11 protein-coding genes are annotated in these 12,446 nt (G+C 66.8%); 1 reads left to right on the top strand and 10 read right to left on the bottom strand.

The features are described from left to right. Positions 1-7: 7 nt before the first annotated feature. From ACODRZ_RS01980 to ACODRZ_RS01970, 3 genes are all read right to left on the bottom strand, one after another. Positions 8-340 carry a hypothetical protein gene (locus ACODRZ_RS01980; RefSeq protein WP_488970843.1) on the bottom strand — a complete coding sequence of 111 codons (333 nt, stop codon included), beginning with the start codon at positions 338-340 and terminating at the stop codon, positions 8-10. 128 nt (positions 341-468) lie between these two features. Then, positions 469-1,518: a helix-turn-helix domain-containing protein gene (locus ACODRZ_RS01975; protein WP_488970844.1), complete on the bottom strand. Its 1,050-nt coding sequence runs from the start codon at positions 1,516-1,518 to the stop codon at positions 469-471. 268 nt (positions 1,519-1,786) lie between these two features. After that, positions 1,787-2,770, bottom strand: coding sequence for an enoyl-CoA hydratase/isomerase family protein (locus ACODRZ_RS01970; protein ID WP_488970845.1), 984 nt, complete (start codon positions 2,768-2,770; stop codon positions 1,787-1,789). A 139-nt stretch (positions 2,771-2,909) separates the two neighbouring features. Here ACODRZ_RS01970 and ACODRZ_RS01965 point away from each other — a divergent pair, with 139 nt between their 5' ends. After that, positions 2,910-3,959: an AraC family transcriptional regulator gene (locus ACODRZ_RS01965; protein WP_488970846.1), complete on the top strand. Its 1,050-nt coding sequence runs from the start codon at positions 2,910-2,912 to the stop codon at positions 3,957-3,959. 58 nt (positions 3,960-4,017) lie between these two features. Here the strand turns inward: ACODRZ_RS01965 and ACODRZ_RS01960 are convergent, their stop codons facing one another. The 7 genes from ACODRZ_RS01960 to ACODRZ_RS01930 form a co-directional block, all read right to left on the bottom strand. Then, positions 4,018-4,998, bottom strand: coding sequence for an NADPH:quinone oxidoreductase family protein (locus tag ACODRZ_RS01960; protein WP_488970847.1), 981 nt, complete (start codon positions 4,996-4,998; stop codon positions 4,018-4,020). Next, a complete protein-coding gene (locus tag ACODRZ_RS01955; RefSeq protein WP_488970848.1) occupies positions 4,995-5,750 on the bottom strand; it encodes an SDR family NAD(P)-dependent oxidoreductase in 756 nt (251 codons plus the stop codon). The genes ACODRZ_RS01960 and ACODRZ_RS01955 overlap by 4 nt, the downstream gene beginning before the upstream one ends. Position 5,751: 1 nt before the next feature. Further along, positions 5,752-7,056 (bottom strand): acyl-CoA dehydrogenase family protein, encoded by a 1,305-nt coding sequence (locus ACODRZ_RS01950; protein WP_488970849.1) that lies wholly within the window; start codon positions 7,054-7,056, stop codon positions 5,752-5,754. A 157-nt stretch (positions 7,057-7,213) separates the two neighbouring features. Then, positions 7,214-8,281 (bottom strand): phosphotransferase family protein, encoded by a 1,068-nt coding sequence (locus tag ACODRZ_RS01945; RefSeq protein WP_488970850.1) that lies wholly within the window; start codon positions 8,279-8,281, stop codon positions 7,214-7,216. A gap of 10 nt (positions 8,282-8,291) precedes the next feature. Continuing rightward, on the bottom strand, positions 8,292-8,750 hold the full coding sequence (locus ACODRZ_RS01940) for a MarR family winged helix-turn-helix transcriptional regulator (RefSeq protein WP_488970851.1): 459 nt from the start codon (positions 8,748-8,750) through the stop codon (positions 8,292-8,294). A gap of 31 nt (positions 8,751-8,781) precedes the next feature. Then, positions 8,782-9,846: an alpha/beta hydrolase gene (locus ACODRZ_RS01935; protein WP_488970903.1), complete on the bottom strand. Its 1,065-nt coding sequence runs from the start codon at positions 9,844-9,846 to the stop codon at positions 8,782-8,784. Between the two features lie 62 nt (positions 9,847-9,908). Then, the gene (locus tag ACODRZ_RS01930; protein ID WP_488970852.1) at positions 9,909-12,437 is read right to left on the bottom strand and encodes a penicillin-binding protein 1A; all 2,529 of its coding nucleotides are present in this window, start codon (positions 12,435-12,437) and stop codon (positions 9,909-9,911) included. Between the last annotated feature and the right edge of the window lie 9 nt (positions 12,438-12,446).

Genomic DNA, 12,446 nt, shown 5'->3' with positions numbered 1-12,446 from the left:
GGAAGGGTTATCCCGGCACCACTCGCTCACCATGCTCGGTGAACAGCGCGGTATAGCAGGTGCCGAAGTCCTGCGCGTCGCTCTGCGTCAGTTCGCCCGCCTTCGATGCCGCGCCGACCGCGGCAAGGAAAGCCATCGGATCATCGGCTTCGACGTCGTAGATCGCGAGGAATTCGTTGGGATCCTCGCCCATCAGCCGCGCCGCCAGCTTGTAGCGCTGCGCCCCCGCCATACCGAACTTGTTGACCAGTTCTGGCAGGTGCCTGGTATCGTACCATTCATGATATTCCGCCTCGCGACCGGGCTGCGGGCGAGTGAGCGCGACGAGCTTCATTTTCATGGGCATTCCTCTTTTCCAGACGTCCCCGGCGCGCAGGATCGGCGAGCGCCGAGACCAATGCAAGCAAGCACTATCTAGCGCGGCGAACCATCGCTCCCCCGTCCTTTTCCTGCCTTGTCCGGGGGCGTCTACTGCAGCAGGTTGCTCGCCACCGGATACTGCGCAGGATAGTCGGCGAAGGGTTCCGCAGACGGCGCCGCAACGGTTTCCCCGGTTCCGCTCTCGCCGCGATATTCGCGCGGGTTGGCGCCGAAGACGCGCTTGAACATGCGGCTGAAATGCGCCGGGCTCTTGAAACCGACGCCATAGGCGATCTCGCTGATCGAGATGTCGCGCGGATCGGAACTGGACAGCCAGGCCTTCGCCTTGGCCAGCCGCTGTTCCCACACCAGTTCCGAGAACGACGTGTCGCGCAGCCGCAGCAGGAACGAGAGATAGCGCGGCGATATGCCGCAGCCCCTGGCCACCATCGCGGTCGAGAGCTGCGGGTCGGAAAGGTGCACTTCGATGAAGCGCAGCACGTCCTCCAGCCGCCGCTCGGCGATGGACTGGCGCGGCGGCGCCATGTCCTCGCTGGCGCGGATGGCGTTGCCGATCAGGCCGAGGGCGGTATCGACCAGCAAGCGCGCCGACGCCTCGCCGATGCGGCCGTCGTCGACGAACACCTCGGTCAGCAGCGTTTCGGCCAGGGCGAGTTCGGCCCGCTCCATCGCCATGAACAATCCGGTGCTGAAGTCCTGCCGCACGAAGCCGCGCAGGATATGGGTAGGCACGGTGACGTGCAGCACTTCGTGCATCCCGTCGCCACCGGTGCGACACTCCATGAAGAAGGGCGACATCGAGCGGGTGATGATGAAGTCCCCCGCGCGCGCCACCTTGCCGCCGCACTGGTTCGATACGGCAAGCTCGCCGCGCTTCACGAACCACAGGATCGACAGGTCGGTCGCATCCTCGCGGATATGCTGGCGCGAACGGCGGAAGAACAGGTTAGCCGCCGAACGCTGGCGGATGATCGAGATCGCGCCCACTGCCTTGCGCTCCGAGCGCACGTCGATGGTGGTCGAACCATCCTCTATCCAGAAATCGCCGTGATAGTATTCCTGGCCGCGAGCGCCGCGGAACATGGTCTGGCAATCGCGGTAGTTGCGCTTGTCGAACGAGAACAAAGTCTCTGCCATGGCTCTCTCCCAATGGCGGGACCGAGGCGCTTCTGTCGGCGTCGGCGTTCCCACCCGTGCTGCCGCCGGCTCTTTGCCGGTCGGATCTGGCACCATTCGTATCACCTGAAGGCAATGCTACTCGACAATGCGCGCAAATCGATCCGCATTGCGCGCATTGTAGATGGCATCGCCGGGGCGTTTGTTTGAAGTCCCGCTCGCGGCGGATCCGGCTGCATCGGTGCGTACCCTCGTGAAGATGCCCATTCGCGCATTTTCCGGACAAGCCTCACCCCTTGCGGCCTTCCTTCGACAGCCGCCATTCGGGCGGGTAATTCAGGTCGTGGTTCTTCACGACCCTGCCGATTCCCTGCTCGAACGTGCCGTTCTTGCCCAGGTTGACGTCGTCGGCGCCATCGTCCTGCATGAGCGGCAACATGCCTTCCAGCCAGCCGGTAAGCAGGCTGCCCATGTACTCGCCGCGATACTGCTTGTAGGCCTCGATGAAGGTCTTCTGCGCCACCACGACGTCCGTCGGGCGCGTGATTGAACAGGCGTGGGCGTACTTGGCCGTCTCCGCCTCCAGTCGATCGCGCGGGACGACGGCGTTCACGAAGTTGCAGTGGAACATCTCGTCGGCGGTGAAGGGGCGGCCGGTGAACAGCATTTCGGAAAAGCGGCGCAGCCCCACCATCTCCAGCCACTGCCACATGCGCGGCCCCCAACCGGCATAGCGGAACGAGGGATGGCCGAAAAGCGCATCGTCCGAAGAGACGATGATGTCCGCGTCGGCGCACTGATAGAAATGCCACCCGTAGCAATAGCCTTTCGCCTCGACGATGGAGATCTTCTTGAACTCCTGCAGCGGCCGGTTGCCGGAGCGGGCCTTGGCATAGAAGTCGGTGAGGCCGTGCAGGTAGCGATAGGAACCCGGCGGGGGGTACTTCACGTCGCCGTCCCCGTCCCCGCCCTCGATTTCCATGTCGACCAGGAAACCGTCGCCCGGCTTGGGATTGAGGTAGAGGTCGCCGTGCTCGTCCAGGTCGCCGCCGCTGCCCAGGTTGTCGCCCTCGCCCCGGATCACCAGCACCTTCACGTCGTCGTCGATGTTGGCGCGGAACACCAGTTCGCCGAACCGCGCGCGCATCCCGATGGTCGCGGTGTTGTGCTTGTCGATCCGGCTGAAGGTGATCGTGGCGATCTTCGTCGCCTTGTCCTTTTCATAGCGGATGTGCGGGTCGGCCGCCTGCTTGTGATCGGCGATGGTCTTCATGGCTGTGCTCTCCCGCCCGTTCGTGCTTGCCCGTCTGCTGCCACAGGCAAGCGGGAGGGGATTGGCATTACGCGCAAGGCTCTCGATACTGGACGCCGGACAGGACGAATGCGTCCGCCCCAACGAGGGAGCAGGGGCCATGGGCCAGGAAAGTTTCTTCAGCCTCGACGGACCGCTCGACGTCACGCCCGCCGGCGGACAAGTACGGGCGGCGAACTTCGCGGGGCTGGCCGGCCTGGCGCGCAGCCACGGCCGCGACGCGCGCGGCATCGTCGAGCGACACGGGATGGAAGCCCGGGTTCTGATCGACCCGGAGAGCCTCATCGCGCCGCAACAGATGGCCGATACCTTCGAGTATTGCAGCACCCTGTTCGACGACCCGCTGTTCGGCCTGCACATCGCGCAAAGCCAGGACCCCGAGGTGTTCGGCTGCGTCACCGCGCTGTGCCGCTCCGCGCCGACGGTCCGTGCGGGGATTCGCTGCCTCATCGACTTCCTGCCGGTGGTCCACGCGCCCGACTGCGAGGTCGTGCTGATCGAGGGGCGCGAGACCGCCGAACTGACCTGGCTGGTCAACACCGACATCGGCGTCAACGACCAGGCGCACTACCAGGCCGCGATGCTCAACGTGAAGCTGCTGCAGGCGATCGGCGGCCCGGGCTTCAAGCCGAGTTGGGTGAGCCTGTCCGCCGATCCGCGCTCCACCGACCTGCCGGAACTGGAAAAGACCCTCGGCTGCCGGGTGCGGAGCCGGGCCAACCGCAATTCGGTGGTGTTCCCGGTCCGCTCGCTGGAACAGGCGGTGCCGAGCGCGAACAGGCTGCTCTACCGCCTGCTCGGCTCCTATCTGCAGCGGGTGAAATCGGCGCAGGGCCAGTCGATCATCGACAAGGTCGAAAGCTATGTTCGCGGCGCGCTGGCGACGGGTTCGTGCGCGATCGAACGCTGCGCCGAGAAGACCGGCATGTCCGTGCGCACCCTGCAGTCACGGCTGGCGGCGGAAGGGGCCAGGTTTTCCGAACTGGTGGAGAAGCAGCGCGAAACCCTGGCCAAGGCGTACCTTGCCGAAGGACGCCTCTCGCTCGACGAGATCGCCGATCGCCTCGGCTATGGCGAGCAGACCAGCTTCGGCCGCGCCTTCAAGCGCTGGACGGGCCTGACGCCGCAGCAATTCAGGTCGGGTTGCTGAGGCGATCGGGGTGATCGTCGTCCCGGATCAGGTCCGGAACGACGTCCCTCATTCCAGATTACTCCATGACCAGCACCACCCGGCCCGCAGGCCTGCCCGAGAAGGCCGCGTCCATGGCGGCGGCGTAGTCCTCAAGGGCAAACCGCTGCGCGATCGCGGGGGAGAACACGCCCTCGCCCGCCAGTTCCATCACCTTGCGCCGCATGGCTTCCGCCTCGACCGGACGCCTGAGCGCATGATCGCGCATCTGCACGCCGACGAGGCTCGCGGACTTGAGCAGCGGCAGGTTCGTGCGCAGCGCCGCGATCCCGGCGGTGAAGCCGATGACGAGGTGCCGCCCGTCGTAGCCGAGATTGCGAAACGCCGGCTCGGTCGCCTCGCCGCCGACAGGATCGAAGACGATGTCGACAGGCTTGCCGCCGTTCGCCGCGACGACCTGTTCGCGCCAGTCCTGCGCGCCCGTGGTGACGACCGCGTCCGCGCCGCCGGCCAGCGCTGCCGCCTGCTTGCGCTCGCTCGATGCCGAGGCGATCACCCTGAGCCCCAGGTGCCTGCCAACCTGGATCGCCGCATAGCCGGTCCCTCCCGCCGCGCCGAGCACCAGCAGCGTCTCTCCCGGCTGCGCCCGCCCGCGATCGGCCAGCGCGTAGTAGGCAGTCTGGTAGTTCACCGCGAAGACGGCGGCCTGTTCGAAGCTCATCGCCTCCGGGATTTTCGCCATGTTCGCGGCATTGAACAGGTTGGCCTCCGCAAAGAGACCGCCCAGCCCGCCGCAGAACACGCGGTCACCGGGGGCGAGGTGCGTCACGCCCGGCCCCACCGCCTCGACCACGCCCGACGCCTCGCTTCCGGGGATGAAGGGCAGCGGCGGCTTGAACTGGTAATGGCCCATCGCCGTCAGCACATCGACGTAGGAAACCCCCGCCGCCTTGATGGCGACGCGCACCTGACCCTCGCCGGGAGCGCCGGGATCGAACGCTTCGAGGGCATAGCTCTCCGGCGGCCCGAAGGCGCGGCCGATGACCGCCCGCGCGCTCAATGCTGCCCCCCATCGCAGCGCACGATCGAGCCCGTCACGTTGACCGAAGCAGGACTTGCAAGGAACAGCGCGGCGGTGACGATCTCCTCCGGCTCCGCCGCATGCCCGCGCGGGATCGGGATCGGCCCCTGCCCCTTGTCGGGCCATGCCTCGACGATGTCGGTGCGGAATGCGCCCGGTGAAAGCGTGTTGACCCGCACGTGCGGCGCATATTCCCACGCCAGCGAGCGGCTCATCGCATTGAGCGCCGCCTTGGACGAGCCGTAGGTCACCACCTGCGGCAGCGGCATCATCGAGCCCGAGGAGGTCACGTTGATGATGCAGCCCCCCGGCCCGCCCGCCTCGGCGCGGTCGAACATGCGCTTGCCCACCAGCGTCGAGAGCCGGAACGGCCCCTTGAAGTTGAGGTTGAGAACCGAATCGAACAGCTTCTCGCTGACTTCGTGGCTGGGCATGCGCGGGCTCATCCCCGCATTGTTCACAAGGATATCCACAGCCCCGAAGGCGGCATAAGCCTCCTCCACCAGCCGCTCGCACTCGTCCCAGCGACCGACGTGGGCGCTGATCGCGATCGCCTTGCGGCCAAGGGCGCGCATTTCCTCGCAGACCGCCTCGCAGACATCGAGCTTGCGACTGGCAACGATGATGTCGGCCCCGCGCTCGGCAAAGGCGCGGACCATCTGGTAGCCCAGCCCGCGCGAACCGCCGGTGACGAGCGCGACCTTGCCGGTGAAATCGAACAGCGGGTCCATCTCAGGCACCTCTCGCGTTCGGATAGCGTTCCAGCGCCTTCTCCGTGCGCGTCGGGATGTGTTCGGAGGGGAACAGCCCTTCCGCCGGTTTCACCCGCTTGAGATAGGCGCGCGCCAGTTGCGAGCGGTGCGCGTCGGTCGGTCCGTCCGCGAAGGCCAGCGCCATGTTGCCGCCGTACCACTTGGCCAGCGGCATATCGAGCGAGATGCCCAGCGATCCATGCACCTCCAGCGCCCGCCCGACGACGTTCGCATAGACCGAGGCCATCGCCACCTTGCACATGCCGATGTGCTTGCGCGCCGCGCCGTGCTTCAGGCGGCCCGCCTCGATCTCGTCGATCAGCCATGCGGTCTTGAGCACCAGCAGGCGGAACTGCTCCAGTTCGATCACGGAGTCCGCGATCTTGGCTTGCACCAGTTGGTGATCGCCCAGCATCGCGCCCTTGGTCCGGCGCGAGACGGCGCGTTCCAGCATCATGTCGAGCGCGCGGTTGCACATGCCCACCGTGCGCATGGCATGGTGGATACGCCCGCCGCCCAGCCGCGCCTGCGCCACCTTGAACCCCTCGCCCGGCCCCCCGAGCATATGGTCGAGCGGCACCCGGACCCGGTTGTAGCGGATGTGCGCGTGATGCCCGTTCTCCGGATCGAAGTCCCCGGCGATGGCGACGTTGCGCAGGATCTCGATCCCCGGCGTGTCGGCGGGGACGACGAACATGCTCATCCGTTCGGTCAGCGGCGCATCAGGATCGGTGACCGCGATGACCAGCAGGAAGCTGGCGAACCGGGCATTGGAGGAGAACCACTTCTCGCCCTCGATCACCCATTCGTCGCCCTCCTGCACGGCGCGGCATGTGAAGACGTCGGGGTCGGCGCCGCCCTGCGGCTCGGTCATCGAGAAGCACGAGACGATCTCGCCGGCCATCAGCGGGCCAAGATACTTCTGCTTCTGCTCCGCCGTGCCGAACAGGGCGAGGATTTCGGCATTGCCGGTATCGGGCGCGGCGGTGCCGAAGACGGTCGGCGCCCAGGTGGAGCGGCCGATGATCTCATTCATCAGCGCCAGCTTGACTTGTCCGTAACCCGGCCCGCCCAGATGCGGACCGAGGTGGCAGGCCCAGAGCCCCTGCGCCTTCACCTGTTCCTGCAGCGGCTTCAGGTGCCGCCGCGCCGCCGCATATGAAGGATCGAACTGCGCGCCCTGTTCGGGGAACAGCAGGTCCATCGTCTCGCACTCGTCGCGCACGAAACGGTCCATCCAGTCGAGTTTGACCTGGAATTCGGGGTCCGTCGAAAAATCGATCATCGTTCTCTCCCATTCCTCCCCCTGCGGGGGAGGGGGACCATGCGCAGCATGGTGGAGGGGCACGTGCGGGATTGCGTGCGCGCTCGGCGGCAGGCGATCCGGCGCGTGCCCCTCCACCACTCTTCGAGTGGTCCCCCTCCCCGTACCGGGGAGGAATTCACTGCATTCTCGCCACTTGCGCGGCGGTATCGCGGAAGCACTGCTCGACGATGCGCGCGAAGAAGCGCCCCGTCTCCTTCGGCAGAATCCCCGCCTCGGCCTGCGCCACCTTGTATTCGAGCAGGCACCCCGACTTGAATTTCGAGAGCACCGAGAACCATTCGAAGTCGCGAATGTCACGCCCGGTGCCCGCGCAGTAATAGCGCGCCAGTTCTTGCTTCGTCGGGAAGTTGGCCGGGTTGTTGAGCGCGGTCGGGAACTCCCTGCCCGGATCGTCCTCGTCGCGCATGCCGCCGGTGAACCAGCCCATGTCGATCATCGGATCGCCGATGGTGGACAGTTCCCAGTCGATCATCGCCGCCAGCCGCGCCGGAGGTCCATGACGGAACATCATGTTGGGCGTGCCGACGTCGCCATGGATGATCCCGCGCACTTCGGGCGGCATTCGAGCATTGCGCAGCCAGTCCTCGGTCTCGGCATAGCCTTCGAGCACCCGGCCCTCGTAACCGTAGCGTTCCTTGTAGGACGCCACCTGGCCCGCCCAGCGATCGACCTGCCGCTCCAGAAACCGGCCTGGCTTTCCGTAGTCCCCAAGTCCGATCGCCTCGTGATCGACGTTGGCGAGCGCGATCAGCCCATCGACGATGGCGAAGGGGATGCCGTATTCGCAAGGCATCGTATCGAAGGGCGGTTCGTTGTGAATTTTCTCGCCGCGAAGGTTGGGCGCCCAGCCCTCGACTTTCTCCATGACGTAGAACGGCGCGCCGACCACGCTATCCTCCGCGCAGGACCCGTAGCACACCGGATGGGGCACCTGGGTGCCATTGAGTGCCGTCAGAATGCGCGCCTCGCGCAAAACACCCTTCTCTGCGCCCGGCGGCGGCACGGCGGGCGGCCGGCGCATGACCATCGGCTTTTCGCCCCGGTCGAGCGTCAGTACGACGTTCGAGGTGCCCCCCGAAAGCACCGCAGTGCGCAGCGGCCCCTTGCCCAGTTCGGGCACGAAGGCGTCCAGCCATTCGGTCAGCGGCCCGACTGGGGCCAGCCGGTCGAGATCGGCGTCCATCATCCTCTCCTCAGCGAGCGCGGAAATGCGCCTCTATCTGCCTGCGCACCGCGCGCAGCGCGGCCGTCGCGGCCGCGACTTCCTCGGAATCGAGCACCAGCTGCGCGGCCAGTGCATCGGCGCGCGCGTCGATCTGACGCTTGAGCGCGGCACCCTTCGCGGTCGGACGCAGCAGCATGGCGCGCTTGTGTGCGGGATTTTCGAACGTCTCGACCAGCCCGGCATCGCGCAGGGCATTGGCAGCGCGCTGCACCAGCTGGCGCGCATGACCCATCGAGCGGCCGATCTGCGCGACGGTCGGGGCGTCTTGCGCCTCCACCACCGCGGTGAGCACCATGTGCTCGCTGTCGTTGAGCGCGCATCCCGCCCGCGCCTCGCCGAAGACGCTGCGCAGGCGGCCGTTCAGGCGGATGGTCTCATCGACCAGTCCTACCAGCGGATGACGCGACTCAGATACTCCCGTTTCCATGGAAACGGGGTGTCATGTTGACACGATCGTGTCATTTCTTTGGAGGCGCGGCCTCGTCAAGCATCGCCCTGGCGACATGGAGGAACGCCGCCGTGTCGGTCTGGGCGGAAGGGATCGCCTTGCGGAACGTCGCGAAGCCGTGGATCAGACCCTTTCCCTCGAAGTAGGCGGTCGGCACCCCGGCCTCGACCAGCTTGGCGGCATAGGCGCGGCCCTGATCCCGCAGCGGATCGAGCCCCGCCGTCACCAGCACCGTCGGCGGCAGGCCCGCCAGATCGCCGAGGATCGGCGAGGTGCGCGGGCTCTTGGGATCGGCCGCATAGTGCTCGGTGAAGCTCGCCATGCTCTTCGCGTCGAGCATGTAGCCTTCCGCGAACAGCTTTGACGAGGGATAGAGCTTGCCGAAATCGGTCGCCGGATAGATCGGGATCTGCATCACCACCGGCGCGGCCGCAGGCTTGTCACGCAGGGCAGCCGCCGTGATCAGCGTCAGATTGCCGCCCGCGCTGTCGCCGCTGAGGATCAGGCCGGTGAACTCCCGCCCGAAGGCCTTGCCGTTGGCCGCCACCCAGCGCGCCGCCGCCTCGCCGTCGTCAGGCGCGGCGGGCCAGGGGTTCTCGGGCGCGAGGCGGTACTCGACCGAGACCACCGGCAGGTCCAGTTGCCGCGCGATCTCTGCCGCGAGACCGGCATGGGTATCGATGCTGCCAAGGACGTAGCCGCCGCCGTGATAGAACACCACGACCGGCCCGGGACCACGCTCGGGGCGTGGATCGAACAGGCGCAGCGCCATCGGCCCGCCGGGTCCCGGCATCGTCACGTCCTTCGTCGTCACATTGCCGATGGGAAGATCCTGCTGCGCCATCGCCGCCAGCGCGGCGGGCGGCAGCTTGTGGATCTGCATCAGCAGTTCGCGCGTGAAAGGCGGGTTGGGCTTGGCGTAGAACGCCTTGAGATAGGCCGCGACGTCCGGGCGGACATCGGGCGCGGCGCTCGTTTCCTGCGCCGCTGGAACCGCCTGTCCGGACGCGACCGGCGCCGTTGCCAGCATCAGGGCCATGACACCGCAGCCTGCGAGGCTGCGCATACCCGCCATTCTCTTCATCGACTTCCCCTCCTGTTCGGCCGGCGGCGCATGTCCCGTCCGGCCAGGCGGGGTCAGTATACCCCGCCCTGCTCTTCCGCAAAGTTGCCCATGTCACCGGCCGCTGCCGCCGCATTCGCATCGCGCGCGTCGCGGGCGCTGCGGATCGAGGCCACCAGCGCATCGCGGCGACGGGTGAATTCGTCCTCCGCCGTGTACTGGCGCGGTTCGGTGTCGGGCTTGAACGCTTCCCAGATTACCGAGGCTTTCGGCTCGTCGGTGGGCTCCACGCCCATGACGCGCTTGCCGGTCACGCGGTCGATGCGGACCATGCGGATTCCCTGCGGCGCGACGAACGGCTGGTGCGACCAGCGGCCCGGAGTCGCCAGCACCACGTCCTTGAATATCGGCGCGGCGATGCGGCCGCCCTGCGCGTACCCGCCCAGCGAGCGAGGCGTGTCGTAGCCGATATAGACGCCGCCGACGTAGTCCTGATTGCCGCCCATGAACCACACGTCGGTCGGGCCGTTGGTGGTGCCGGTCTTGCCGAACATCGGCAGCTTGAGGTCGCGCAGGCGCTCCGCCGTGCCGCGCGTGACGACGCCTTCGAGCATGTGCACGGTCTGGTACGCCGTCGGCGCGTCCATCACCTGCTTGCCGACGCGCTGGATGCGCGGCATCGGCTTGCCGTCCCACTGCGCCATGTTGCAGGTGTTGCAGGTGCCCTTGTCGGCCCGCCAAATGACCTTGCCATTGCGATCCTGCACGTAATCGATCACCGAGCCGGAGAACTGCACGCCGTTGTTGGCCAGCGCCGCGTAGGCGTTGATCATGCGTCCCACCGTCGTCTCGCCCGCGCCGAGCGCGAACGAGAGGTACTTCTGGTAGTCGCCGATGCCCATGTTGTGAAACGTGCGGGTGACCTTGGCCATGCCAACGTCATTGGCGATGCGCACCGTCATCAGGTTGCGCGACTGTTCGAGGCCCCAGCGCAGCGTGTGGCTGCCCGAACCGCCCGCGCCGCCGAAGTTGCGGAAGCACTTGTTGCCCAGCCCCGCGCCCTGGAACACGCAGAACGTGCCGTCGAGCACTTGCGTCGCGGGCGTCATGCCGTTCTGCAGCGCCGTCGCATAAACGAAGGGCTTGATGGTCGAGCCGGGCTGGCGTTCGGCCTGCGTCGCGCGGTTGAAGCTGTCGATCCCGGAATCGAAGCCACCCTGCATGGCAAGGATGCGGCCGGAACCGGGCTGCTCGATGATCATGCCGCCCGAGACCTCGGGAATGCCGCGAAGCGCCCAGGTGCTGCCGCCCACCGGCTGCGCCGCGACGAGATCGCCGACCTTGGCCTTGTCGGAAATGCCGGTCAGCGTGGACACATTGCCGTCGGAGAAACCGATCCGCCCGGTGCTGCCCGACATGTCGAGGATGACGCCGACGCGCCAGTCCTTGTAGTCGATCGTCTTGTTGGCGACGACGAGCTGGCTCTGCCAGTTCTCAAGGTCGTTCAGATGCGCGATCGGGTGCACGAAGCCGCGATTGCCGTGGTAGAGCAGCAGCCCCTTGCGCAGCGCATCGCGCACCGCGACCTGCATCGCCGGATCCAGCGAAGTACGAACCCACAGGCCTCCCGCATAGACGCTGTTCGGACCGTCCTCGGCTTTTTCGCCGTACTTGCCGATCAGGCGGCGGCGCACTTCCTCCAGGAAGTAGCCGTTCGACGGCTCGTAGGTGCTGGTGCGCTGGGTGACGAGGCCGAGCGGTTCGGCCTTGGCAGCGGCGGCGGCCTGAGGCGTCGCCCAGCCGTTGCGCACCATCTGGTCGAGCACCCAGTTGCGGCGCTCGATCGCGCGGTCCTCGTTCTTCTTGCGGCCATAGACTTCCGGCGCACGCGGCAGGATCGCGAGGAACGCGCTCTGGCTGAGCGACAGGTCCTCGACGTCCTTGTCGAAATAGGCGCGCGAAGCGGCCTGCACGCCGAACGAGCGGCGACCGAGCGGGATCTCGTTGAGGTAGAGTTCTAGGATCTGCTGCTTGGTCAGCACGCCCTCGATACGGCGGGCGACGATCATTTCCTTGAGCTTGCGCGTCACGGAATATTCGTCGCCGATCAGGATGTTCTTGGCGACCTGCTGGGTGATCGTTGAGCCGCCCTTGGCGCGCACGCCCGATCCGTACTTGGTGACATAGTCCACCACCGCGCCCGCAAGGCCGCCGATATCGACGCCGCCGTGCGTCCAGAACGTGCGGTCCTCGGCCGAGAGGAAGGCGTTGACCAGCGGCCGGGGGAAATCGACGAAGCGCAACTGCACGCGCCGCTCACGGGCGTAGGAATAGACGATCTCGCCGTCTATCCCGCGCACCATCGTCGGCAGCGGGGGCTGGTATTCCAGCAACTTGTTGGCATCCGGCAGATCGTGGGCAAGGAACACCCAGAACGCGGCGATACCGGCGAAACCCGCCATGCACAGGTAGCCGAACCGGCGCATCCACTTGCGTTCGCGCCACATCTTGCGCAGCGCTGCGAGGCGCCCCGGCCCATCGCGGCGGATGCGGTAGGTCGCGTCTTCGGGCGGCTGTTCGCCGGGATCAATCGCGTCGGTCATTGCGTGCGC

Source organism: Novosphingobium sp. FG90 (assembly GCF_057808725.1).
Note: the sequence above shows the minus strand (reverse complement) of the source record. Positions and strands in the feature narration are given on the sequence as shown.

Coding starts and splice junctions, on each gene's coding strand:
- ACODRZ_RS01980 (WP_488970843.1), bottom strand. CDS start 340: ATGAAAATGAAGCTCGTCGCGCTCACTCGCCCGCAGCCCGGTCGCGAG.
- ACODRZ_RS01975 (WP_488970844.1), bottom strand. CDS start 1,518: ATGGCAGAGACTTTGTTCTCGTTCGACAAGCGCAACTACCGCGATTGC.
- ACODRZ_RS01970 (WP_488970845.1), bottom strand. CDS start 2,770: ATGAAGACCATCGCCGATCACAAGCAGGCGGCCGACCCGCACATCCGC.
- ACODRZ_RS01965 (WP_488970846.1), top strand. CDS start 2,910: ATGGGCCAGGAAAGTTTCTTCAGCCTCGACGGACCGCTCGACGTCACG.
- ACODRZ_RS01955 (WP_488970848.1), bottom strand. CDS start 5,750: ATGGACCCGCTGTTCGATTTCACCGGCAAGGTCGCGCTCGTCACCGGC.
- ACODRZ_RS01950 (WP_488970849.1), bottom strand. CDS start 7,056: ATGATCGATTTTTCGACGGACCCCGAATTCCAGGTCAAACTCGACTGG.
- ACODRZ_RS01945 (WP_488970850.1), bottom strand. CDS start 8,281: ATGGACGCCGATCTCGACCGGCTGGCCCCAGTCGGGCCGCTGACCGAA.
- ACODRZ_RS01940 (WP_488970851.1), bottom strand. CDS start 8,750: ATGGAAACGGGAGTATCTGAGTCGCGTCATCCGCTGGTAGGACTGGTC.
- ACODRZ_RS01935 (WP_488970903.1), bottom strand. CDS start 9,846: ATGGCGGGTATGCGCAGCCTCGCAGGCTGCGGTGTCATGGCCCTGATG.
- ACODRZ_RS01930 (WP_488970852.1), bottom strand. CDS start 12,437: ATGACCGACGCGATTGATCCCGGCGAACAGCCGCCCGAAGACGCGACC.